The sequence below is a fragment of the Duganella sacchari genome (assembly GCF_900143065.1).
In the GTDB taxonomy this organism is placed as follows: domain Bacteria; phylum Pseudomonadota; class Gammaproteobacteria; order Burkholderiales; family Burkholderiaceae_D; genus Rugamonas; species Rugamonas sacchari.
Map to the genome: position 1 here is coordinate 57,863 of NZ_FRCX01000004.1, position 21,069 is coordinate 78,931.

25 protein-coding genes are annotated in these 21,069 nt (G+C 60.1%); 22 read left to right on the forward strand and 3 right to left on the reverse strand.

The features are described 5' to 3' along the window. Positions 1 to 37: 37 nt before the first annotated feature. Positions 38 to 1,306 carry an EAL and HDOD domain-containing protein gene (locus BUA36_RS09260; protein WP_072783797.1) on the forward strand — a complete coding sequence of 423 codons (1,269 nt, stop codon included), beginning with the start codon at positions 38 to 40 and terminating at the stop codon, positions 1,304 to 1,306. Here the strand turns inward: BUA36_RS09260 and BUA36_RS09265 are convergent, their stop codons facing one another. The 3 genes from BUA36_RS09265 to BUA36_RS09275 are packed head-to-tail and all read right to left on the reverse strand — an operon-like array spanning position 1,307 to position 3,883. Then, positions 1,307 to 2,560: a lipoprotein-releasing ABC transporter permease subunit gene (locus tag BUA36_RS09265; RefSeq protein WP_072783799.1), complete on the reverse strand. Its 1,254-nt coding sequence runs from the start codon at positions 2,558 to 2,560 to the stop codon at positions 1,307 to 1,309. A gap of 3 nt (positions 2,561 to 2,563) precedes the next feature. After that, positions 2,564 to 3,289, reverse strand: a complete 726-nt coding sequence (locus tag BUA36_RS09270; protein ID WP_072783801.1) for an SAM-dependent methyltransferase — start codon at positions 3,287 to 3,289, stop codon at positions 2,564 to 2,566. Positions 3,290 to 3,292: 3 nt separating this feature from the next. Further along, positions 3,293 to 3,883: a Maf-like protein gene (locus BUA36_RS09275; protein ID WP_072783802.1), complete on the reverse strand. Its 591-nt coding sequence runs from the start codon at positions 3,881 to 3,883 to the stop codon at positions 3,293 to 3,295. 124 nt (positions 3,884 to 4,007) lie between these two features. On the opposite strand from BUA36_RS09275, the gene BUA36_RS09280 reads away from it, so the two are divergent. From BUA36_RS09280 to acpS, 21 genes are all read left to right on the forward strand, one after another. After that, the gene (locus tag BUA36_RS09280; protein ID WP_084560077.1) at positions 4,008 to 4,505 is read left to right on the forward strand and encodes a YceD family protein; all 498 of its coding nucleotides are present in this window, start codon (positions 4,008 to 4,010) and stop codon (positions 4,503 to 4,505) included. A gap of 144 nt (positions 4,506 to 4,649) precedes the next feature. Next, positions 4,650 to 4,832 carry a 50S ribosomal protein L32 gene (rpmF, locus tag BUA36_RS09285; RefSeq protein WP_072783806.1) on the forward strand — a complete coding sequence of 61 codons (183 nt, stop codon included), beginning with the start codon at positions 4,650 to 4,652 and terminating at the stop codon, positions 4,830 to 4,832. Positions 4,833 to 4,978: 146 nt separating this feature from the next. Beyond that, positions 4,979 to 6,040, forward strand: a complete 1,062-nt coding sequence (gene plsX, locus BUA36_RS09290) for a phosphate acyltransferase PlsX (RefSeq protein WP_072783808.1) — start codon at positions 4,979 to 4,981, stop codon at positions 6,038 to 6,040. Positions 6,041 to 6,056: 16 nt separating this feature from the next. Next, positions 6,057 to 7,040: a beta-ketoacyl-ACP synthase III gene (locus tag BUA36_RS09295; protein WP_072783810.1), complete on the forward strand. Its 984-nt coding sequence runs from the start codon at positions 6,057 to 6,059 to the stop codon at positions 7,038 to 7,040. 99 nt (positions 7,041 to 7,139) lie between these two features. Continuing rightward, the gene (fabD, locus tag BUA36_RS09300) at positions 7,140 to 8,075 is read left to right on the forward strand and encodes an ACP S-malonyltransferase (protein ID WP_072783812.1); all 936 of its coding nucleotides are present in this window, start codon (positions 7,140 to 7,142) and stop codon (positions 8,073 to 8,075) included. A gap of 48 nt (positions 8,076 to 8,123) precedes the next feature. After that, entirely contained in the window at positions 8,124 to 8,870 is a 747-nt protein-coding gene (fabG, locus tag BUA36_RS09305) for a 3-oxoacyl-ACP reductase FabG (RefSeq protein ID WP_072783814.1), read from the forward strand. A 141-nt stretch (positions 8,871 to 9,011) separates the two neighbouring features. Then, complete coding sequence (acpP, locus tag BUA36_RS09310; RefSeq protein ID WP_055936274.1) at positions 9,012 to 9,251, forward strand: acyl carrier protein; 240 nt, start codon at positions 9,012 to 9,014, stop codon at positions 9,249 to 9,251. A 30-nt stretch (positions 9,252 to 9,281) separates the two neighbouring features. Continuing rightward, on the forward strand, positions 9,282 to 10,535 hold the full coding sequence (gene fabF, locus BUA36_RS09315; protein ID WP_072783816.1) for a beta-ketoacyl-ACP synthase II: 1,254 nt from the start codon (positions 9,282 to 9,284) through the stop codon (positions 10,533 to 10,535). 163 nt (positions 10,536 to 10,698) lie between these two features. Then, entirely contained in the window at positions 10,699 to 11,124 is a 426-nt protein-coding gene (locus BUA36_RS09320; RefSeq protein ID WP_167544271.1) for a protein YgfX, read from the forward strand. An 82-nt stretch (positions 11,125 to 11,206) separates the two neighbouring features. Beyond that, positions 11,207 to 11,806: an RNA polymerase sigma factor RpoE gene (gene rpoE / locus BUA36_RS09325; RefSeq protein WP_202413562.1), complete on the forward strand. Its 600-nt coding sequence runs from the start codon at positions 11,207 to 11,209 to the stop codon at positions 11,804 to 11,806. A 9-nt stretch (positions 11,807 to 11,815) separates the two neighbouring features. Next, positions 11,816 to 12,088 (forward strand): sigma-E factor negative regulatory protein, encoded by a 273-nt coding sequence (locus BUA36_RS09330; RefSeq protein ID WP_072783822.1) that lies wholly within the window; start codon positions 11,816 to 11,818, stop codon positions 12,086 to 12,088. A 114-nt stretch (positions 12,089 to 12,202) separates the two neighbouring features. Next, the gene (locus tag BUA36_RS09335; RefSeq protein ID WP_371851432.1) at positions 12,203 to 13,687 is read left to right on the forward strand and encodes a DegQ family serine endoprotease; all 1,485 of its coding nucleotides are present in this window, start codon (positions 12,203 to 12,205) and stop codon (positions 13,685 to 13,687) included. Between the two features lie 81 nt (positions 13,688 to 13,768). Then, positions 13,769 to 14,017 carry a glutaredoxin family protein gene (locus tag BUA36_RS09340; protein WP_072784609.1) on the forward strand — a complete coding sequence of 83 codons (249 nt, stop codon included), beginning with the start codon at positions 13,769 to 13,771 and terminating at the stop codon, positions 14,015 to 14,017. Positions 14,018 to 14,210: 193 nt separating this feature from the next. Then, entirely contained in the window at positions 14,211 to 16,004 is a 1,794-nt protein-coding gene (lepA, locus tag BUA36_RS09345) for a translation elongation factor 4 (protein ID WP_072783827.1), read from the forward strand. Further along, positions 16,001 to 16,918 (forward strand): signal peptidase I, encoded by a 918-nt coding sequence (gene lepB / locus BUA36_RS09350; protein ID WP_072783829.1) that lies wholly within the window; start codon positions 16,001 to 16,003, stop codon positions 16,916 to 16,918. The genes lepA and lepB overlap by 4 nt, the downstream gene beginning before the upstream one ends. A gap of 26 nt (positions 16,919 to 16,944) precedes the next feature. Continuing rightward, complete coding sequence (locus tag BUA36_RS09355; protein ID WP_072783831.1) at positions 16,945 to 17,319, forward strand: DUF4845 domain-containing protein; 375 nt, start codon at positions 16,945 to 16,947, stop codon at positions 17,317 to 17,319. Positions 17,320 to 17,327: 8 nt separating this feature from the next. Beyond that, positions 17,328 to 18,128, forward strand: a complete 801-nt coding sequence (gene rnc / locus BUA36_RS09360; RefSeq protein WP_072783834.1) for a ribonuclease III — start codon at positions 17,328 to 17,330, stop codon at positions 18,126 to 18,128. Between the two features lie 12 nt (positions 18,129 to 18,140). After that, positions 18,141 to 19,046, forward strand: coding sequence for a GTPase Era (era, locus tag BUA36_RS09365; RefSeq protein WP_072783835.1), 906 nt, complete (start codon positions 18,141 to 18,143; stop codon positions 19,044 to 19,046). 19 nt (positions 19,047 to 19,065) lie between these two features. Continuing rightward, positions 19,066 to 19,896, forward strand: coding sequence for a DNA repair protein RecO (gene recO, locus BUA36_RS09370; protein ID WP_072783836.1), 831 nt, complete (start codon positions 19,066 to 19,068; stop codon positions 19,894 to 19,896). 15 nt (positions 19,897 to 19,911) lie between these two features. Then, entirely contained in the window at positions 19,912 to 20,673 is a 762-nt protein-coding gene (gene pdxJ, locus BUA36_RS09375) for a pyridoxine 5'-phosphate synthase (RefSeq protein WP_072783837.1), read from the forward strand. Next, complete coding sequence (gene acpS, locus BUA36_RS09380) at positions 20,670 to 21,065, forward strand: holo-ACP synthase (protein WP_072783838.1); 396 nt, start codon at positions 20,670 to 20,672, stop codon at positions 21,063 to 21,065. The genes pdxJ and acpS overlap by 4 nt, the downstream gene beginning before the upstream one ends. The last annotated feature ends 4 nt before the right edge of the window (positions 21,066 to 21,069 follow it).

The window sequence follows — 21,069 nt, forward strand, 5'->3', positions numbered from 1 at the left end:
GTCTGGACGTAAGCAGATTGACAATGGGAGCAGCCCCATGATGTTAGCCTCTTCACCAGCGTCATCCAGACTAGCGGACAACTTCTTCCTTGCGCGCCAGCCCATCCTCAACCGGGGACAGCGGCTGGTGGCTTACGAACTTCTCTTCCGTGACGCCGGCTCGTACAACGGCGCGCACATCACCGACGACACCGAAGCCACTGCCACCGTCATTGCGCACGCCTCCGAGCTGGGCATGGGCCATGTGGTGGGCGACCAGATGGCGTTCGTGAACGTCGATGCGGTCGGGCTCATGAGCGATTTCATCCGCTTCCTGCCTAACGACAAGGTCATCCTCGAAATCCTGGAAACCGTCAAAGCCACGCCCGAGGTGCTGGAGCGCATACGCGAACTCAAGCAGGCCGGCTTCAAGTTTGCGCTGGATGATGTGATCGGCCATTCGGAAGATGTGCAGAAGTTCACGCCGCTGTGCGATGTGATCAAGGTGGATATCAAGGACATGCAGCCCGGTACGCTGCCGGCGCTGGCCAAGGTGCTTAAAAATCCCAAACAGAAGCTGCTGGCGGAAAAGGTGGAAACGGTCGAGGAGTTCCAGCAGTGCATGGAACTCGGCTTCGAATACTTCCAGGGCTATTATTTCGCGCGGCCGGTGATCCTGAGCGGCAAGAAGATCTCGCCATCGCAGTTGAGCGTGCTGAATCTGCTGGACCTGCTGGACCGCGACGCCAGCAATCAGGAAATCGAAGCCAGCGTCAAGCATGACGCCCTCATCACGCTGAACCTGCTGCGGCTGGTGAACACGCCAGCGGTGGGCGCGCGGCAACGCATCAACTCGGTCGGCCACGCGCTGATGGTGCTGGGACGGCGGCAACTGCGGCGCTGGCTGCAGATCCTGCTGTATGTGAAGAATGGCGGCACACAGGAATTCACTTCACCGCTGCTGCAACTGGCCACCACGCGCGGCAAAACCATGGAATTGATCGTTGAGCAGCGCAAGCCGGGGCAACGCGTGAGCGCCGACATCGGCTTCACGGTCGGCGTGATGTCATTGATGGACACCTTGTTCTCCATCCACATGCGCGACGTGCTGGAAAGCGTCAACGTGCTGGACGAGGTGAGGGCGGCGCTGCTGCACCGCAGCGGCGACTACGGCGCCATGCTGAGCCTGATCGAACACGTCGAGCGCGGCCGTGATGGCAAGGTGCTGGCGCAGATGCTGCATCAGCTGGACCTGCGCCCAGCCGAGCTTTACGCCATCCAGCTGGCCGCCATCGAGTGGGTGACGGAATACACCCGCGGCATCTGATTACTCGTAGCGCAGCGCTTCAGCCGGGTTGGTGCGGGTAGCCCACCAGCTCGGGTAGAGCGTGGACAGGAAGGACAGCAACACCGCCACGCCCACCACGCCACCCACATCGCTCCACAGCAGCTGCGATGGCACGGAAGTGATGAAGTAGATGTTTTTGTCCAGGATCTGCACGCCCAGCACATGCTCAATGCCACTGGCGATGCCGGGCAGGTTCCACGCCACCAGCACGCCAAACACGGTGCCGGCCAGCACGCCCAGCAGGCCGGACAGTAAGCCCTGCACCACAAATATCTTCATGATGGACGGCGGACTCGCGCCCAGCGTGCGCAGGATGGCGATATCGGCGCGCTTGTCGGTCACCGACATCACCAGCATGGCCACCACGTTGAAGGCAGCCACCGCCACAATCAGCGTCAGGATAATGAACATCATGTGCTTCTGGCTCTGCACGGCCGCAAACCAGGTGGCGTTGCGCTGGGTCCAGTCCCGCACCAGGTAGTTGCCATTGAGGCTGAATTTGAGTTCGCGCGCCACTTGCGGCGCCTGGTTGGCGTCGGCAATGCGCAGGCGCAGGCCGATGGGCGCGTCGACATGCAGCACCTGTTCGGCGTCTGCCAGATGGACGAAGGCCATGCCGGAGTCGAACTCGAAGTGACCCACGTCAAACGTGCCGGCCACAGTGAAACGGCGCGTCTGCGGCATCGCGCTGCTCAGCGAGGCTTGCTGCGACGGGATGGCCAGCACCACGTTGTCGCCGGTTTTGACGTGCAGCGCCTTGGCCAGTTCCGCCCCCAGCACGATCTGGAACGCGCCGGGCTTGAGCGCGGCCAGTGCGGCAGCGTTCTTGCCTTGCATGAAGTCGGCCACCCTGGTTTCCTGCTCGGGCAGGATGCCGCGCAGCAGGGCCGGTTTCATCTCGCCTTCCTGCAGCAGCATGCCGGGCAGCTCGACGAAGGGCGCGGCGGCTTGCACGGCCGGATTGCGTGCGGCATCGCGCGCGGTGGCCTGCCAGTCGTTGAGGATGCCGCGCGCGTCATAGATTTCAATGTGCGACAGCACAGCCACCATGCGTGCACCAACATCGCGCTGGAAGCCATTCATGATCGACAGCACCACGATCAGCGCCGCCACACCGAGGCCGACACCGGCGATCGACACCAGCGACATGAACGAGATGAAGCTGTTGCGGCCGCTTCGGCGACCCGCGCGCAGATAACGCAGGCCGATCTGACATTCGTAAGGGAGCTGCATCGCTTACTGGCCCAGCAGCAGGAACACGGTGGGCTTTTTATGGAAGTCCGGCGCGGACGCGGTTTTCCATTGTGCCGCCGTCATGGTGCGGATGGTTTCGCTCGGCAGGCTGAGGTCGGTAGCGACGCAGAGCAGCGTACCCGGCGCGCAGGCGGCCACCATGGCTTCCAGCAGCGCTGCGTTGCGGTAAGGCGTTTCGATGAACAGCTGGGTCTGCTTTTCCTTGCGCGAGCGCTGTTCCAGCTCCTTGAGGCGCTTGTCGCGCTGTGCTGCGTCGGTTGGCAGATAGCCGTTGAAGGCAAAGCTCTGGCCGTTCAGGCCGCTTGCCATCACGGCCAGCAGCAGCGACGACGGGCCGACCAGCGGCCGTACCGGAATCTTGTGCTGATGCGCCAGACGCACCAGGTCGGCGCCGGGATCGGCCACGGCCGGCACGCCGGCTTCCGACACCAGGCCGCCATCCCGGCCTGCCAGCAGCGGCGCCAGCAGGTCGTTGAGTGCGGCAGCCGGGGTATTCACGTTGAGTTCGGCGATGTTGATGTCCTGCATCGGCTTGCACAGCGGATGCTGGGCGCCCACCAGCTTCAGGAAGGCGCGCGCGGTCTTGGCGTTTTCCGCCACGAAGTAGTCCAGCTGCGAGGTGATGCGCTGGACCTGCTCGGGCAGTACGTTGGCAAGCGCTTCGGTCTCGCCCAGGGTGTTCGGAATTAAAAAGAGGGTGCCGGTCATTGTTTAGTTTTTGAAAAAAGTGACGCCAAGGTTGCGCAGCATGCCTGTCAGGGCGATTAATGGCAAGCCGGTGAGGGCGGTGGGATCATTGCTGTCGATGCGTTCCAGAATGGCGATGCCCAGCGCCTCGTTCTTGGCGCTGCCCGCACAGTCGTAGGGCTGCTCGATGCGCAGATAGGCGTCCAGCTCGTCATCCGGCAGATCGCGGAACTTCACCACGGTCTGGATGTCTTCTACCTGGGCCGTGTTGTTGCGGCCGTCCCACACGCACAGCGCGGTGTGAAAGATGACTTCGCGGCCGCGCATTTTCTGCAATTGCGCCAGCGCGTTGGCATGGTTGCCAGGTTTGCCGATTTGTTCATCGTCCAGTGTGGCGACCTGGTCGGAGCCGATGACGATGGCGCCGGGCATCTTGGCGGCGACGGCGGCGGCTTTTTCCCTTGCCAGGCGCAGCGCGGTGGCGCTTGGCGTTTCGCCCGCCAGCGGGGTTTCGTCGATATCGGGCACGGCCACCTCGAAAGGCAGTTGCAGGCGCGACAATAATTCCTTGCGGTAGGCGGAACTGGAGGCCAGTACGAGTAAACTTGATGTCATGAGGGGAATGTTATATGCTCTGTCGCCGATGTAGCCAGCGGCAAAAACGACGAGAAAATCGCTAAGGCTTTGACTTGAATGCGAAAACCCTGCTATTATCGCAGGTTTTCGGGGAAACTCTGTAATGAATGCTCTTGTGATCGACACCTTTGAATTCTGTCGGACCAACAGCAGCAAGGCAGGCGTGACGCCTGTCGCTGACATGACCCGCTTGGCCAAGGAGTGTGCAAATCCCTCCGGCGAGATTTCCTGGAAAGCAGTAGGAAGCACCCACAAACTGGGTTTCCCGCAGATGACACTGTCGGTCAACGGCACTGTGCAACTGGTCTGCCAGCGCTGCCTGCAGCCTTACGCTCACGACCTCGATTCGTCGACCGTGCTGATGCTGGGTAAGGATGATGAACAGGCGGACGAAATTGAAGAAACGATAGACGACGAATCGATCGATGTGATCGTCGGCAGTCGCAGTATGGAACTGATGTACCTGGTAGAAGATGAAGCGCTGCTGGCCTTGCCGCAATCGCCGCGTCATGATGTCTGCCCGGATGCCAGCCTGCTGGACAAGGCAAAAAGCGAGAAGATCTCGCCGTTCGACGCTCTGAAGAGCCTTAAATCCGAATAAGTAGTAGTAAAGAACGTGTCAATACGCGGCGAGTAAATCGAGTCTTGGCAAGTTAGCAGTGCAAAGTAGTAGGGCTCGATTCGCATGTTTTATGCCGGTCGATTGTGTTAGAATTTTAGAACTTAAGTATTAGGAGTCATTAACATGGCAGTTCAACAGAACAAAAAATCCCCATCGAAGCGCGGTATGCACCGTTCGCACGATTTCCTGGTTGCTCCGCAACTGGCAATCGAGCCAACCACCGGTGAAACCCATCTGCGTCACCACATCAGCCCTAACGGCTTTTACCGTGGTCGTAAAGTCCTGAAAACCAAAAACGACGAGTAATCGACGCTTTTGCTGGACCCAGAAACAGGCGGTGCTGACTTGTGTAGCATCGCTTTTTCTTTTTTCATCGGCTGCAATTTAGTTTTGCACACCGTCATGTTCCAACGCGGAGTCCGGCTGTTACGGTCCCGCTGCTTGCCATAACAATGACAATCAAAATTTCTATCGACTGCATGGGTGGCGATCATGGCCCGTCGGTCACTATTCCCGCAGCTGTTTCCTTCGTCAAACGCGAACCTGATGCCGAGCTGATCCTTGTTGGTCTCGAAGACGTCATCCGCGCTGAACTGAAGAAGCACCACGCCGACGCGCACCCGCGTCTGAGCGTCGTACACGCCTCCGAACAAGTTACCATGGACGATCCGCTGGAAGTGGCCCTGCGCCGCAAGAAGGATTCGTCGATGCGCGTCGCCATCGAGCAAGTCAAGGACGGCAACGCCCAGGCTTCCGTCTCCGCCGGCAATACCGGCGCGCTGATGGCAGTCGCCCGCTATGTGCTGAAGACCATGAGCGGCGTCGACCGCCCGGCGATCTGCAGCATCATGCCGAATCGAAAAGGCGGCCCGACCTATATGCTGGACCTGGGCGCCAACGTCGATTGCGAACCGCACCACCTGCACCAGTTCGCCATCATGGGTTCGGTGCTGGTGTCGGCCATGGAAAACATCGAACGCCCGACCATCGGCCTGCTCAACGTGGGCACCGAGGACATCAAGGGCAACGATGTGGTCAAGGCCACCAGCAAGCTGCTGCAAGCCGACCATGAGCGCGGCGCACTCAACTTCTACGGCAACGTCGAAGGCAACGACATCTTCAAAGGCACCACCGACATCGTGGTGTGCGACGGTTTCACCGGCAATGTCACGCTCAAGGCCGTGGAGGGTGTTGCCCGTTTCTTTGCCGACACCGTCAAGTCCGAATTCACCCGCAACCCGCTGACCATGCTGAGCGCACTGATCGGCCGCGGCGCACTGAACAACATCAAAAAACGTCTTTCGCCATCGCGTTATAACGGCGCCAGTCTGCTGGGCCTGCGCGGCCTGGTATTCAAGAGTCATGGCGGCGCTGACGCATATTCCTTTGAATGGGCGATCCGACGCGCGTATGATGCTGCAAAAAATGATGTGTTGCCGCATATCTCGACGTTGATCACCGAGTTGATGCCGCGTAGCACCGAAACTCCGGAAGTACCCAGCTCAACTATTTAGTGGACGGTAGAACGGCATGACCTTGTATAGCAAAATTATCGGCACCGGCAGTTATCTGCCGGCCAAGCGCGTGACCAATCAGGAACTGGCCGATCAACTCGCCGCCAAAGGCATCGAGACTTCGGACGAATGGATCACGAGCCGCAGCGGTATCAGCGCGCGCCACTTTGCCGCGCCAGATGAGAAGTCGTCGGACCTGGCGGTGAAGGCCGCCAGACAGGCGCTGGACATGGCGGACATGCAGCCCAACGATATCGACCTGATCATCGTTGCCAGCTCGACGCCGGATTTCTTCGGCAGCTTCCCAAGCACGGCCTGCATCGTGCAGCAAAAACTCGGCATCACCAACCACGGCGCTGCCGTTGACGTACAGGCCGTGTGCAGCGGCTTTGTGTACGCATTGTCCACGGCCGATGCGTTTATCCGCGCTGGCGTGCACAAGAATGTGCTGGTGGTTGGCGCCGAAGTCTTCTCCCGCATTCTCGATTTCAGTGACCGTACCACTTGCGTGCTGTTTGGCGATGGCGCCGGCGCCGTGGTGCTGGGTCCGTCGCAAGAGCCGGGCCTGCTGGCCAGCGCGCTGCATGCGGACGGCCGTCACTCCGACATCCTGTGCATGCCCAACACCTTTGCGGGCGCCACCGCTGGCGAGGCTTATCTGTACATGGATGGCCCGGCCGTATTCAAGATGGCGGTCTCGGTGCTGGAAAAAGTGGCCAATGAAACGTTGAAAAAAGCCGGTATGCAGCAAGACCAGATCGACTGGCTGATTCCGCATCAGGCCAATCTGCGCATCATGAGCGGCACCGCCAAAAAGCTGGGCCTGCCCATGGAAAAAATGGTGGTCACTGTCGATCAGCATGGCAATACCTCGGCAGCGTCGATCCCGCTGGCGCTGGACGCTGCGGTGCGCGATGGCCGTATCCAGCGCGGTCAAAATATCATGATGGAAGGCGTGGGCGGCGGCTTTACCTGGGGCGCTGTGCTGGCGCGTTTTTGACCTGAATTAGAATTAGAGTTCTAACGGACTCAACGGTAGTAGTGCTGTCATGTTTGCATGTTAGCTTTGCAGCCAATAATAAAAGAGATGGAAGAAGTTATGACTAAATTTGCTTTTGTATTCCCAGGCCAGGGTTCGCAAGCGATTGCGATGATGGACGGCTTTGCCGGTAATCCGGTGGTGGCGCAAACCATTGCGGAAGCGTCGGACGCGCTGCAGTTCGATATCGGCAAGCTGATGGCCGAAGGTCCCAAGGAAGAACTGGACCTGACCACCAACACCCAGCCGGTCATGTTGACTGCGGGCGTGGCCGCTTATCGCGCCTGGATCGCTGCGGGCGGCGCTGTGCCGTCGGTGGTGGCGGGCCATAGCCTGGGTGAATACTCGGCGCTGGTGGCCGCCGGCGTGATCGCGTTCAAGGATGCGGTGCCGCTGGTGCGCTTCCGCGCGCAAGCCATGCAGGAAGCGGTGCCGGTTGGTCAAGGCACGATGGCGGTGGTGCTGGGTCTGTCGGACGATGATGTGCGTGCTGCCTGCGCCGAAGCCACTGCGGCTGGCGGCGTGGTGGAAGCCGTCAATTTCAACGCGCCAGCGCAAGTGGTGATTGCCGGTGAAACCGCTGCCGTTGAGCGCGCCTGTGAGATCGCCAAGGGCAAGGGCGCCAAGCGCGCCATGAAGCTGCCGGTGTCGGCGCCGTTCCACTCGTCGCTGCTGAAGCCGGCGTCGGACCGTCTGCGCGACTACCTGGCTGGCATCACGTTCTCGGCGCCGCAGATCCAGCTCATCAACAACGTCGATGTGGCGGTGCTGAGCGACCCGGCCTCGATCAAGGATGCACTGGTGCGCCAGGCCGCCGCGCCGGTGCGCTGGGTGGAAACCGTGCAGAAAATCGCTGCCGATGGCATCACCAAAGTGGTAGAGTGCGGCCCGGGCAAGGTGTTGATGGGCCTGACCAAGCGTATCGATGGCAATCTGGTGGGCGATGCCATCTACGATCAGGCTACGCTGGAACGCGTATTGAGCGAGCTCAAGTAAGCGCTTGCGCTTTCAGGCACACTCCGTATTTACTGTAGAAGGACATACATGACTTTAGCAAATCAAGTCGCCCTGGTAACGGGCGCATCGCGCGGCATCGGCAAGGCCATTGCCCAGGAACTGGCGCGCCAGGGAGCGAAAGTGATCGGCACCGCCACCACGGAAGCAGGCGCGGAAGCGATTTCCGCCTACCTGGCCGAGATCGGCGCCGAAGCCGGCAAGGGCATGGTGCTCAACGTCACCAACGCGGAAGCCTGCACGGCGATTATCGACGACATCAGCAAGACCTATGGCGCGGTTGGCATTCTGGTCAACAACGCCGGCATCACGCAAGACCAGCTGGCCATGCGGATGAAGGATGAGGAGTGGGACAACGTCATTGCCACCAACCTGAGTTCGGTAGGCCGCCTGTCGCGTGCCGTGCTGCGCGGCATGATGAAGGCCAAGACCGGCCGCATCATCAACATCACCTCGGTGGTGGCATCGTCCGGCAATCCGGGCCAGATCAACTACGCTGCCGCCAAGGCCGGCGTGGAAGGCATGACGCGCGCGCTGGCGCGTGAAATCGGCAGCCGCAACATCACGGTCAACAGTGTGGCGCCGGGCTTTATCGATACCGACATGACCAAGGCGCTGGGCGAAGACCAGCACGCCGCCTTGCTGACCCAGATTCCACTGGCACGCCTCGGCAAGCCTGAGGATATCGCCGCAGCGGTCGCCTTCCTGGCGTCGCCGCAAGCCGCTTATATTACCGGCACCACCCTTCACGTGAACGGCGGTATGTATATGAACTGATTAGAATAGGCAAAATAAAGCTTATTCAAATCTTTTAGTAGTGATTTCAGAGTAGTTAGCAGCAGACACTGAAATTAGTTTTTCAGCGCGCAAACCTGATAAAATGCGCGCTTTCCGTAACAAACAAAATGGAGCCATAACATGTCGGATATCGAACAACGCGTTAAGAAAATCGTCGCTGAACAACTGGGCGTCGCAGAAGCAGACATCAAAACCGAGTCCTCGTTCGTCGACGACCTGGGCGCTGACTCGCTGGACACCGTTGAGCTGGTGATGGCCCTGGAAGACGAGTTCGAAATGGAAATCCCGGACGAACAAGCAGAAAAAATCACCACCGTGCAGCAAGCGATCGACTACGCTACTGCGCACGTCAAGGCGTAATTTCTGCCCGATCGACTTTAGGAGAATCGCTTGAGAGGTTCTAAAAACCGTCGTGTTGTCATTACCGGCCTGGGCGCCGTCACCCCGATCGGCAATAACATTGCCGATACCTGGGCGGCGGCGACCGAGGGCAAATCCGGTATTGCCACCATCACCAAGTTTGACGCAACAGCTTTCAGCACCCGCTTTGCCGGCGAAGTCAAAGGCTTCAATATTGAAGACTACATCTCGGCCAAGGAAGCCCGCCACATGGATACCTTTATCCATTACGGCATGGCGGCGGGGATTCAAGCTGTGAACGACTCTGGCCTGGTCGTCACCGAAGAGAACGCCGATCGTATCGGCGTGCTGGTCGGTTCGGGCATCGGCGGCCTGCCGATGATCGAAGAACAGAAGGAAGATTACGACAAGCGCGGTCCGCGCCGTATCTCGCCGTTCTTCGTGCCTGCCTCGATCATCAATATGATCTCGGGCAACCTGTCGATCAAATATGGCATGCGTGGTCCTAACCTGTCGATCGTCACGGCTTGCACCACCGGCCTGCATTGCATCGGCGCCGCTGCTCGTCTGATCGAGTACGGCGATGCGGATGTGATGGTGGCGGGTGGCGCGGAATCGACCGTGTCGCCGCTGGGCCTGGGCGGTTTCGCCTCGGCCAAGGCGCTGTCGTCGCGCAATGACGATCCGGCTACCGCCTCCCGTCCATGGGATACGGACCGTGATGGTTTCGTGCTCGGCGAAGGCGCTGGCGTGATGGTGCTCGAAGAGTATGAACACGCCAAAGCGCGCGGCGCCAAGATCTACGCGGAAGTGCTGGGCTTCGGCATGAGCGCAGATGCGTATCACATGACCTCGCCTCTGGAAGACGGCAGCGGTGGCAGCAAGTCGGCGCAAGCCGCCCTGGCCAACGCCGGCATCAATCCGGACCAGGTGCATTATGTGAACGCGCACGGCACCTCGACGCCGCAAGGCGACGTGGCGGAAGTGCAGGGCATCAAGCGCACTTTCGGCGACCATGCCAAGAAGCTGGTGGTCAACTCCACCAAGTCGATGACGGGTCACCTGCTGGGTGGCGCGGGCGGTCTGGAATCGGTGTTCACGGTACTGGCGGTACACCACCAGGTGTCGCCACCGACCATCAACCTGTTCAATCAGGACCCGGCCTGCGATCTGGACTTCTGCGCCAATGTGGCCCGCGACATGCAGATCGATTACGCGTTGAAAAACTCGTTCGGCTTCGGCGGTACCAATGGCAGCCTGTTGTTCGGCAAGTTCACTGGCTAAAAAGTTTAACTCCGCGTTGAACTAATTCTCCGCTCGCCTTGTCCAAACAAGGTGAGCGAGAATTCGGCGCCGGCATCCGCTGGCGCCAGAATTGCCCGGTTTTACATCGGCGCTCCTACGTCGTATTCCCCATTTTTTTTAATGTGTTTGTGGTGCTGCCGTCATGTCGATCGCGGTGTCTGCCATCGTTCGCCCCTCGCGTGGCCTGCGCTTAGCGCACGCCAGCTTGTGTTGCTGCGTGCTGGCGTCTGCCGCCGTGTGTCCCGGCGTGGTGGCGCCCTTGCTGTGCCTGTTGGCAGCGGTGCTGGGGTGGGTGTGCGGCCGTCCGCGCGCTATCGCGCGGCAGCTTGATATCTCGGGTATCGGCCAGCTGCGGCTGGCGTTATACCAGCACAGCGGCACGGCGTTGCAACTGCAGGATGGCTCGACCTTGTGGCCGCGCCTGCTGTTGCTACGCCTGGGCGATGAGTCCGGTTGCGTGCAAACCCTGGTGGTGCTGCCGGATAGCGTGGCGCCACACGAGTGGCGCGCGCTGGCCCTGGCATGCCGCGCCGCCGCGCGCGGCGAAATAAACACGCCGGCAGTGTGAACTTCTTGCAGCGGGCTAACTCTATAGCATTAGAGCCGCAAAACGCGGGCCGCGCTGCAGGCCACCAAGGAATGCAGGAGTGATGACAGAACGCGAGTGCGACCAGTTGCTGGTCGAGCGGGTCAGGGCGGGTGATAAGCAGGCGTTTGATTTGCTGGTGGCGAAGTACCAACGCCGGCTGATGCGCCTGCTGTCGCGCATCGTGCATGATCCAGCCGAAGCGGAGGATGTGGTGCAGGAGAGTTTTATCAAGGCCTACCGGGCGTTGCGGCACTTTCGTGGCGACTCGGCCTTCTACACCTGGTTGTACCGCATCGGCATCAATACCGCTAAAAACTTCCTGGCGACCCAGGGACGGCGCGCACCCACGTCCAGCGATGGCGAGCACGACCCGGCGGACGGCTTTAACGACGGCGAGCATCTGCGCGACATTAATACGCCGGAGTCCATGTTGGCCAGCAAGCAGATCGCCCAGACCGTGAATGCGGCGATGGATGCCTTGCCGGTGGATTTGCGTACTGCCATTGCCCTGCGAGAAATCGAGGGCTTGAGCTATGAGGAAATTTCCGACATCATGGCTTGTCCGATCGGCACGGTGCGCAGCCGTATTTTCCGTGCCCGCGAGGTCATCGCTGAAAAACTCAAACCCTTGCTGGACAAGCCGGTAGACAAGCGTTGGTAGGAAGGCGTGATGGACACCCACAAAAAACTGCGTGAGCATATTTCGGCGCTGGCTGACGGTGAATTGCCGGAGAGCGAGCGCGAACTGGCCCTGGCCGCACTGTCGACGCCGGAAGGGCGCGCTGCCTGGCAAGCCTACCAGCTGGCGGGCGATGCATTGCGCGCCGCGCCGGGCGCCGAACTGGGTGACGGCTTCCAGTCCCGGCTGGCCGCGCGCCTGGCGCTGGAGCCTGCCTGTGCAATGACCCCGGAAGAGCCGGTTTCAGCCATCATTGCTCCTTAAGTAGATACCTTTATAATCATTTCGCGCATACGGTAAGCGATTTTTCGCTTACCATGTGCTAGCCTCACGTCGCGCTTATTGTTTATAGAGTATTTATAGAGATCGATACTGTCCATGAAAAATAACTTCTCTGCTGGTCGTAAAACTCTTTCCGCGCTGGTATTCGGCGCAAGCTTGTGGATGTCCCTGGGCATGTCGCCCGCCACGGCGGCCTCGCCGGTCACCGGCGCTGTGATTGGCCTGCCGGACTTTGCCGACCTGGTGGACCGCGTCGGTCCGGCGGTGGTGAATATCCGCACCACCGAACGCCCCAAACAAAACAACCGTGCCAATGGCCTGCCTGCTGACGACGAGATGCAGGAACTGCTGCGCCGCTTCTTCGGTGGCAATATCCCGTCGCCGAATGGCCGCGGCCCACGCCGCCAGGCGCCATCCGATGAGCCGGTCCAGCGCGGCGTCGGTTCCGGTTTCATCCTGTCGGCCGACGGCTATGTGATGACCAACGCGCACGTGGTCGATGGCGCCGATGAAGTGTTCGTCACCTTGACCGACAAGCGCGAATTCAAGGCCAAGGTGCTGGGCGCTGATGCGCGCACCGACGTCGCCGTGCTGAAAATCGAAGGCGAAAAGCTGCCGTTCCTGCTGATGGGCGATTCGGACAAGATCCGCGCCGGCGAGTGGGTGATTGCGATTGGCTCGCCATTCAACCTGGAAAACACGGTCACCGCCGGCATTATCTCGGCCAAGGCGCGCGACACCGGCGAATACCTGCCGCTGATCCAGAGCGATGTGGCAGTCAATCCCGGCAACTCGGGCGGCCCGCTGATTAATATGCGTGGCGAAGTGATTGGCATTAACTCGCAGATTGCGACGCTGTCGGGCGGCTCGAACGGTATTTCGTTTGCCGTGCCGATCAACGAAGCCATGCGCGTTTCGGAGCAGCTCAAGAAGAGCGGCAAGGTGACGCGCGGCCGTATTGGCGTGCAGATTGGCGAAGTCAGCAAGGAAGTGGCGGAATCGCTGGGCCTGAAGTCGGCCCAGGGCGCGGAAGTTTCGCTGGTGGAGCCGGGCGGCCCTGCGGACAAGGCCGGCATCAAGGCGGGTGACATCATCCTGAAATTCAACGGCACCACCGTCAACCGTTCGTCCGACCTGCCGCGCCTGGTGGGCGACACCGAGCTCAACTCCAAGGCCACGATCACCATTTGGCGCAAGGGTGCTGAGCAGACGCTGCCGGTGACGGTGGCGGAGCTGGATGCCGACAAGCCGGCCAAGGGCGGCAAAGGCAAGGGCGGCAAGGCGGAGCCGGAGGTCAGCAAGGCCAACGCGCTGGGCCTGAAGGTCAGCGATCTGAGCGACGAGCAGAAAAAAGAGCTCAATCTCAGCGGCGGCGTGGTGATTGAAGCGACGGAAGGCGTCGCTGCGCGTGCCCAGTTGCAAGAGGGTGATGTGCTGCTGCAGCTGAATAACATCGAGATCAAGGACGCCAAGCAGTTCAACGCGGCGGTGGCCAAGCTGGATCCTAAAAAGCCGTCGGTGCTGCTGGTGCGTCGCGACGACACGACCCGCTTCATCTCGCTGCGTCCAACCGCAAAATAAACGTCTTCCCCGCGTAGGCGGGGATCCATGCTGAATTTGCTCCGTATGGATCCCCGCTGGCGCGAGGACGACGCGCCGCCTATGCAATTTACCCTGTATTCCCGCAGTTATTGCCATTTATGCCAGGATATGCTGGACGCGCTGCTGCTGTTGCAAACCCCGCAGCAGCCGTTCAGCGTGAACGTGATCGATATCGACCAGGCCAACGACCCCGTCCTGCTGGCGCGCTACGACGAACTGGTGCCCGTGCTGTTTGCCGATCTGGACCAGCCCGAGCTCTGCCACTACTTCCTGGACGAAGCCAAAGTGCGCGAATTGCTGAAAAAATAAGCATTACTGCATCCTATTTGCATTTCGCACTGCATAAGTCGGCCTTTCCCCTCTGAAATCCGGTAAAATGCCGGGGGTATAAAATGTCTTCAAGGCGCTCGCCAGGGCACAATGCCCCGCTCGGAGCGCTTTTTTTGTATTGCGCGAGCCTGCGCGCCTCTCTTCGTCGCTATTCGTTTTTGAATTTTTGTTAATGAACAACATACGTAATTTCTCCATCATCGCCCACATCGACCACGGCAAATCGACGCTGGCTGACCGCATCATTCAGCTGTGCGGCGGCCTGTCCGACCGCGAGATGGAAGCCCAGGTGCTCGACTCGATGGATCTGGAGCGCGAGCGCGGCATTACGATCAAAGCGCAAACCGCCGCCCTGCAGTACAAGGCCCGCGATGGCGTGGTCTACAACCTGAACCTGATTGACACCCCGGGCCACGTCGACTTCTCGTATGAAGTGTCGCGCTCGCTGTCGGCCTGCGAAGGCGCGCTGCTGGTGGTCGACGCCTCGCAAGGCGTGGAAGCCCAGACCGTGGCCAACTGCTACACCGCGCTGGACCTGGGCGTGGAAGTGGTGCCGGTGCTGAACAAGATCGACTTGCCGAACGCTGATCCGCCGAGCGCCATTGCCGAAATCGAAGACGTGATCGGGATTGAGGCGGGCGACGCCGTGCATTGCTCGGCCAAGACCGGCCTGGGCGTGGAAGACGTGCTGGAATCGATCATCGCCAAAGTACCGCCACCGAAAGGTGATCCGAACGCGCCGCTGCAGGCGCTGATCGTCGACTCGTGGTACGACGCCTACGTGGGTGTGGTGATGCTGGTGCGCGTGGTCAACGGCACGCTGAAACCAAAAGAAAAAATCAAACTGATGGCCACCGACTCGGTGCAGCTGGTCGAAGACGTTGGCGTCTTCTCGCCGCGCTCGTTCTCGCTGCCACAGTTGTCGGCGGGCCAGGTGGGCTTCGTGATTGCCGGCATCAAGGAACTGAAAGCGGCGAAAGTGGGCGACACCATCACGCTGGCGTCCGCGCCGGCGCCGGCGCCGCTGCCTGGCTTCAAGGAAGTGCAGCCGCAGGTGTTTGCGGGCCTGTTCCCGGTCGAGGCCAACCAGTACGACGCGCTGCGCGACTCGCTGGAAAAACTGAAACTGAACGACGCCGCGCTGATGTATGAGCCGGAAGTGTCACAGGCGCTGGGCTTCGGCTTCCGCTGCGGTTTCCTGGGCCTGCTGCACATGGAAATCGTGCAGGAGCGCCTGGAACGCGAATTCGACATGGACCTGATCACCACCGCGCCGACCGTGGTGTACGAGGTCGAAATGCGTGACGGCTCCGTCATCAAGGTGGACAATCCGTCGCGTATGCCGGAAACCACCAAGATCAACGAGATCCGCGAACCGATCGTCACGGTCAACCTGTACATGCCGCAAGAGTACGTGGGCTCGGTGATTACGCTGTGTATCGGCAAGCGTGGTGTGCAGATGGACATGGCTTATCACGGCCGCCAGGTCAAGCTGGTCTACGAAATGCCGATGGGCGAGATCGTGCTGGACTTCTTCGACAAGCTCAAGTCCACCTCGCGCGGCTATGCCTCGATGGACTACGAGTTCAAGGAATACCGCCCGGCCGACGTGGTCAAGGTGGACATGCTGATCAACGGCGAGAAAGTCGATGCGCTGGCGATTATCGTCCACCGTTCCAACTCGGCCTACCGTGGCCGCCAGGTGGCCGCCAAGATGCGCGAACTGATCCCCCGCCAGATGTTCGACGTGGCAATTCAGGCGGCCATCGGCGTCAACGTGATCTCGCGTGAAAACGTCAAGGCGCTGCGTAAAAACGTGTTGGCCAAGTGCTACGGCGGTGACGTCAGCCGTAAGAAGAAACTGCTGGAAAAACAAAAAGCCGGTAAGAAACGCATGAAACAAGTGGGCTCGGTGGAGATTCCACAAGAAGCGTTCCTGGCGATCTTACAAGTGGATGAGAAATGAACCTGCAAGTGATCTTAGGTAATTTTGCATTAATCCTGTTCGTGCTCATGGTCGTCACGGGCGTGATCTGGTTCCTGGACGTGTTCTACCTGGCCAAGCAGCGCCGTGCCGCGGCCGACCGCGCGCTGGCCGAGTATGACGCCCGCAACGCCAGGCTGACGGCCGATGGCGTCAAGGTCGATAACACCGGCAACCGCGCCCAGCTGGAAGCCGGCATCCTGCGCCAGCCGACCTGGATCGAGTACTCGGGCAGCTTCTTCCCGGTGATCGCGCTGGTGTTCTTCCTGCGCTCCTTCCTGTTTGAGCCGTTCAAGATTCCATCGTCGTCGATGGTGCCAACGCTGCTGGTGGGCGACCTGATCCTGGTGAACAAGTTCACCTACGGCATCCGTCTGCCGGTCATCAACCAGAAGATCGTGCAGATCAATAATCCGCAGCGCGGTGACGTCATGGTGTTTAAATATCCGATGGATATGAGCCAGGATTACATCAAGCGCGTGGTTGGCGTGCCCGGTGATAAAATTACGTATGAAAACAAGCGCTTAACCGTGAATGGCGTGGAAGTGAAATACACCACGCTGGATGACTACCTCAATGACGAGCGTCTTGTTTATAACAAGCAATTCGAGGAAAACCTGACGGGTGTCAGCCATCGCATTCTGAACGACGAAAGCAAGCCGACCTACAACCGCGACAGCGTGTTCCCGTTCCCGAACAGCGAAGCGTGCACCTACCGTTCGGAAGGCTTTAGCTGTGTAGTGCCGGCAGGCAACTACTTCATGATGGGAGACAACCGCGACAATAGTATGGACAGCCGCTACTGGGGCTTTGTGCCGGACAAGAATATTGTCGGCAAGGCAATTGTTGTGTGGATGAACCTGGGTAATCTGCGCCGCATTGGCAGCATTCACTAATCTGCACTGGGTCGAAAGGGACTAAGATGCAAACACGGCAGAAGGGTATTTCGCTGGTAGGCCTGATTGTGATTCTGGCGCTGCTGGGCATGGTGCTGGTGCTGGGACTGAAAATCGTCCCGACCTACACCGAGTACCGTGCGATCCAGAATGCCATCGTCACGGCCAAAGGGGCGGGCGGTTCTGTCGTGGACATTCAGAAGTCGTTTGATGCCAGTGCGGTGGCGGGCTATATCAGCTCGATCAACAGCCGCGATCTGATTATTGAAAAAGTCAACGGCGAAACGGAAATCAGCTTCGCCTACGAAAAGAAAATCCCGCTGGTCGGACCGGCCAGCCTGTTGCTTGAATATGAAGGCACCACCGCCAAGAGTGGCGCCAAACCCGCGAAAACCGAATAAAGAACACAATGAATCTCCAGTTATTGCAAACTCGCTTAAGCTATACGTTCCAGGATGCTGGTCTTTTACAGCAGGCCCTGACGCACCGTAGCCATAGCAGCGTGCATAACGAACGACTGGAGTTCCTCGGTGATTCGATCCTCAACTGCGTGGTGGCCTCGATCCTGTATGACCGTTACCTGGATATCGACGAGGGCGACCTGTCGCGTTTGCGCGCCAACCTGGTCAAGCAGCAGTCGCTGTTTGAGATCGCCCAGAAGCTCGAGCTGTCGCAGTTCCTGCGCCTGGGCGAGGGTGAGCTGAAATCGGGCGGCTTCCGCCGTCCATCGATCCTGGCCGATACGCTGGAAGCGCTGCTGGGGGCGATTTATATCGACGGCGGCTTCAATCAGGCGCGCGATGTGATCCGCTCCTTCTACATTCCGATCCTGGATTCGGTCGACCCGCAGACCCTGGGCAAGGATGCCAAGACGCTGCTGCAGGAATTCCTGCAGTCGAAGAAAATCTCCCTGCCGCAGTACAATGTGATCGCCACCCATGGCGCCGCGCACAGCCAGGAGTTCGAGATCGAGTGCCTGGTGCCCAAGCTTGGCATCCAGGTGTTTGGCCGTGGCGGCAGCCGCCGTGCCGGCGAACAGGCCGCTGCCAAACTGGCGCTGGAAGTCGCCGAACAGGCGCTGCAAAAAGCGCCTGCCGCAGTCCGCAAGTCCAAGCCGCGCGCAGCACAGCTCAAGCTGGCCGGCATCGCCACCGTGCAGACCAACGATGGCGCCAACCCGCCTTCGTCTGCCAAGGCAGCCAATAAATAAAAGAGAAATACCATGACCACCGAACAGACCTCCGCCGCCAACTACCGTTGCGGCTATATCGCCATTGTGGGCCGCCCTAACGTCGGCAAGTCCACGCTGATGAATACGCTGATTGGCGCCAAGGTCAGCATTACCTCGCGCAAGGCGCAGACCACGCGCCACCGCATTACCGGCATCCAGACCTACGACGATGCCCAGTTCATTTACGTCGATACACCGGGCTTCCAGACCCGCCACGCGAATGCGCTGAACAAGAACCTGAACAAGACCGTCACCAATACGCTGATCTCGTCGGACCTGATCCTGTTCGTGATCGAGGCAGGCACCTTTGGCCCGGCCGACCAGCAGGTGCTGGATCTGCTGCCAACCGAAGTGCCGGTGATCCTGGTCATCAACAAGGCTGACCGCGTCAAAGACAAGGCCGCGCTGATGCCGTTTGCGCAGCAGGTCGCCGCCAAGTTCAACTTCGCGGCCATCGTGCCGGTATCGGCCAAGCTGCGCTTCCAGCTGGATGGCCTGGAAAAAGAACTCAAGCAGTTCCTGCCGGAGAACGAAGCGATCTTCGGACCAGACGACATCACCGACCGCAGTGAAAAATTCATGGCCTCGGAAATCGTGCGGGAAAAGCTGTTCCGTTTTGTCGGCGACGAACTGCCGTACACCAGCACGGTGCTGATCGAGAAGTTTGAGCAGGAGGGCGACCTGCGCCGCGTGTTTGCCGCCATCCTGGTCGAGCGCGATACCCACAAGTCCATGATTATCGGGAACAAGGGGGCGCGCCTCAAGGAAGTGTCGACGCAAGCGCGCATGGACATGGAAAAGCTGTTCGGCGGCCCGGTGTACCTGGAGATCTGGGTCAAGGTGAAATCCGGCTGGGCAGATAACGAAGCCGGTCTGCGCGCCTACGGCTACGAGTAAGCGGGTTCACACCACTAGCATGTCCACCACGCCAGACGCCACCCTGGAAGCGCCGCCTGAAGCGGCGCCGGTGGCTGCTGTTGCACCTGCCGCTGCTGCAGCCAAGCGCCCGCGCGCACCGTCGCGCGAACGCACCGTCGGCACCAAGGTCGCTGGCCAGCCAGCCTTCGTCCTGCACAGTTATCCCTACAAAGAAACCAGCCTGATTATCGATCTGTTCACGCGCGACTTCGGCCGCGTGGCCTTGATCGCCAAGGGCGCCAAGCGTCCGCACTCGCAGCTGCGCGGCGTGCTGCAAACCTTCCAGCCTTTATCCTCCAGCTGGGTCGGCAAATCCGAACTGCGCACACTCACCGATGCCGAATGGGTCGGCGGCATGCTGCCGCTCGAGAAAACCGCGCTGCTGTGCGGCTTCTACCTCAATGAACTGCTGGTCAAGCTGCTGGCGCGCGACGACGCCCATCCGGCCCTGTTCGACCACTACGTCTCGACCTTGAACCAGTTGGCGCATAATGAACCTGCGTCCATCGTCTTGAGAAAATTCGAACGGACCTTACTTAAAGAGACAGGCGTTGCTGCCGACTTCACACGCTGTGTGGAGACGCGCCGTCCGGTGCAGGCCGACGTGGTGTATGTGGTCGATCCCGAACGCGGTCCGCGTCCGGAGCGCGCTGCGGATCCGTGGCCACGCGTGGCCGGCAAAACCCTGCTGGATATGGAATGTGAAAATTACGAGGACGCCGCCACGCAAGCCCAAAGCAAGCAGCTGATGCGCTTCCTGGTCGCCCACCATCTCAATGGCGCGCCCTTGAATACCCGCCAGATCCTGATCGATCTGTCCCAGTTATAGAACGAGATTACGACAATGAGCTTCCTGCAACCCTCTGGCACCATCATCGACCTTGGCGTGAACATCGACCACGTCGCCACCTTGCGCAACGCACGCGGTACGCAGTATCCGGACCCGATCCGCTCCGCACTGCTGGCCGAGCAGGCCGGCGCCGACTGCATCACGCTGCACCTGCGCGAGGACCGTCGTCACATCAAGGACGCCGACGTTATCGCGCTGGCGCCGCAGCTGCTGACCCGCATGAATCTGGAAGCCGCAGTGACGCAGGAAATGATCGACTTCGCCTGCAAGATCAAGCCGGCCGACGTCTGCCTGGTGCCGGAGAAGCGCACCGAAGTGACCACCGAAGGCGGCCTGGATGTCGTCGGTCACTACAACGCGGTTGAACGCGCGGTGAAGCAGCTGCAGGCCGAAGGCATCCGCGTCAGCCTGTTCATCGACGCGGAAGAAGCGCAGATGGACGCTACCGCGTCGCTGGGCGCACCGGTGATCGAACTGCACACCGGCCGTTATGCCGACACCGAAGGCGCCGAACAGGCGGCGGAACTGGAGCGCATCCACCGCGGCGTGGTGTATGGCGTCAGCAAGGGTCTGAAGGTCAACGCCGGCCATGGCCTGCACTACACCAACGTGCAGGCAATTGCTGCGATCCCGGAAATCGCAGAACTCAACATTGGTCACGCCATCGTCGCCCACTCGGTCTTCGTCGGCTGGGAAAACGCGGTGCGTGAAATGAAGGCCATCATGGTCTCGACCCGCATCGGCGCGCGCAAATGATTTACGGTATCGGCACCGATATCTGCAAGATTCCGCGCATCGAGGCCGCGCTGGCGCGCCACGGCGACCGCTTTGCGCAGAAGATCCTCGGTCCGCAGGAGTTTGAAAAATATTTGGCGCGCAAGGCCAAGAACCCGGTACGCGGCATCCGCTTTGTCGCCACACGCTTCGCGGCCAAAGAAGCCTTCTCCAAGGCCATCGGCCTGGGCATGCGTATGCCCATGACCTGGCCGTCCGCGCAGATGCTCAATGCGCCCAGCGGCAAGCCGGTCATCGTATGCAGCGGCATACTAAAAGAGTTCATGGAAAAGAACAAGCTGACCGCACAGGTGACCGTCAGCGACGAGGAGGATTACGCCGTCGCTTTCGTCATCGTCGAGCAAGCCCATTGAGACG

Bases quoted from the DNA above. Each gene is read 5' to 3' on its own strand.
- fabG (WP_072783814.1), top strand. From the start codon at position 8,124: ATGACTTTAGCAAATCAAGTCGCCCTGGTAACGGGCGCATCGCGCGGC.
- BUA36_RS09340 (WP_072784609.1), top strand. From the start codon at position 13,769: ATGCAATTTACCCTGTATTCCCGCAGTTATTGCCATTTATGCCAGGAT.
- fabD (WP_072783812.1), top strand. From the start codon at position 7,140: ATGACTAAATTTGCTTTTGTATTCCCAGGCCAGGGTTCGCAAGCGATT.
- BUA36_RS09280 (WP_084560077.1), top strand. From the start codon at position 4,008: ATGAATGCTCTTGTGATCGACACCTTTGAATTCTGTCGGACCAACAGC.
- BUA36_RS09265 (WP_072783799.1), bottom strand. From the start codon at position 2,560: ATGCAGCTCCCTTACGAATGTCAGATCGGCCTGCGTTATCTGCGCGCG.
- BUA36_RS09320 (WP_167544271.1), top strand. From the start codon at position 10,699: ATGTCGATCGCGGTGTCTGCCATCGTTCGCCCCTCGCGTGGCCTGCGC.
- rpmF (WP_072783806.1), top strand. From the start codon at position 4,650: ATGGCAGTTCAACAGAACAAAAAATCCCCATCGAAGCGCGGTATGCAC.
- BUA36_RS09330 (WP_072783822.1), top strand. From the start codon at position 11,816: ATGGACACCCACAAAAAACTGCGTGAGCATATTTCGGCGCTGGCTGAC.
- lepB (WP_072783829.1), top strand. From the start codon at position 16,001: ATGAACCTGCAAGTGATCTTAGGTAATTTTGCATTAATCCTGTTCGTG.
- plsX (WP_072783808.1), top strand. From the start codon at position 4,979: ATGACAATCAAAATTTCTATCGACTGCATGGGTGGCGATCATGGCCCG.
- lepA (WP_072783827.1), top strand. From the start codon at position 14,211: ATGAACAACATACGTAATTTCTCCATCATCGCCCACATCGACCACGGC.
- rnc (WP_072783834.1), top strand. From the start codon at position 17,328: ATGAATCTCCAGTTATTGCAAACTCGCTTAAGCTATACGTTCCAGGAT.
- acpP (WP_055936274.1), top strand. From the start codon at position 9,012: ATGTCGGATATCGAACAACGCGTTAAGAAAATCGTCGCTGAACAACTG.
- BUA36_RS09270 (WP_072783801.1), bottom strand. From the start codon at position 3,289: ATGACCGGCACCCTCTTTTTAATTCCGAACACCCTGGGCGAGACCGAA.
- era (WP_072783835.1), top strand. From the start codon at position 18,141: ATGACCACCGAACAGACCTCCGCCGCCAACTACCGTTGCGGCTATATC.
- recO (WP_072783836.1), top strand. From the start codon at position 19,066: ATGTCCACCACGCCAGACGCCACCCTGGAAGCGCCGCCTGAAGCGGCG.
- BUA36_RS09355 (WP_072783831.1), top strand. From the start codon at position 16,945: ATGCAAACACGGCAGAAGGGTATTTCGCTGGTAGGCCTGATTGTGATT.
- BUA36_RS09275 (WP_072783802.1), bottom strand. From the start codon at position 3,883: ATGACATCAAGTTTACTCGTACTGGCCTCCAGTTCCGCCTACCGCAAG.
- acpS (WP_072783838.1), top strand. From the start codon at position 20,670: ATGATTTACGGTATCGGCACCGATATCTGCAAGATTCCGCGCATCGAG.
- BUA36_RS09260 (WP_072783797.1), top strand. From the start codon at position 38: ATGATGTTAGCCTCTTCACCAGCGTCATCCAGACTAGCGGACAACTTC.
- BUA36_RS09295 (WP_072783810.1), top strand. From the start codon at position 6,057: ATGACCTTGTATAGCAAAATTATCGGCACCGGCAGTTATCTGCCGGCC.
- pdxJ (WP_072783837.1), top strand. From the start codon at position 19,912: ATGAGCTTCCTGCAACCCTCTGGCACCATCATCGACCTTGGCGTGAAC.
- rpoE (WP_202413562.1), top strand. From the start codon at position 11,207: ATGACAGAACGCGAGTGCGACCAGTTGCTGGTCGAGCGGGTCAGGGCG.
- BUA36_RS09335 (WP_371851432.1), top strand. From the start codon at position 12,203: ATGAAAAATAACTTCTCTGCTGGTCGTAAAACTCTTTCCGCGCTGGTA.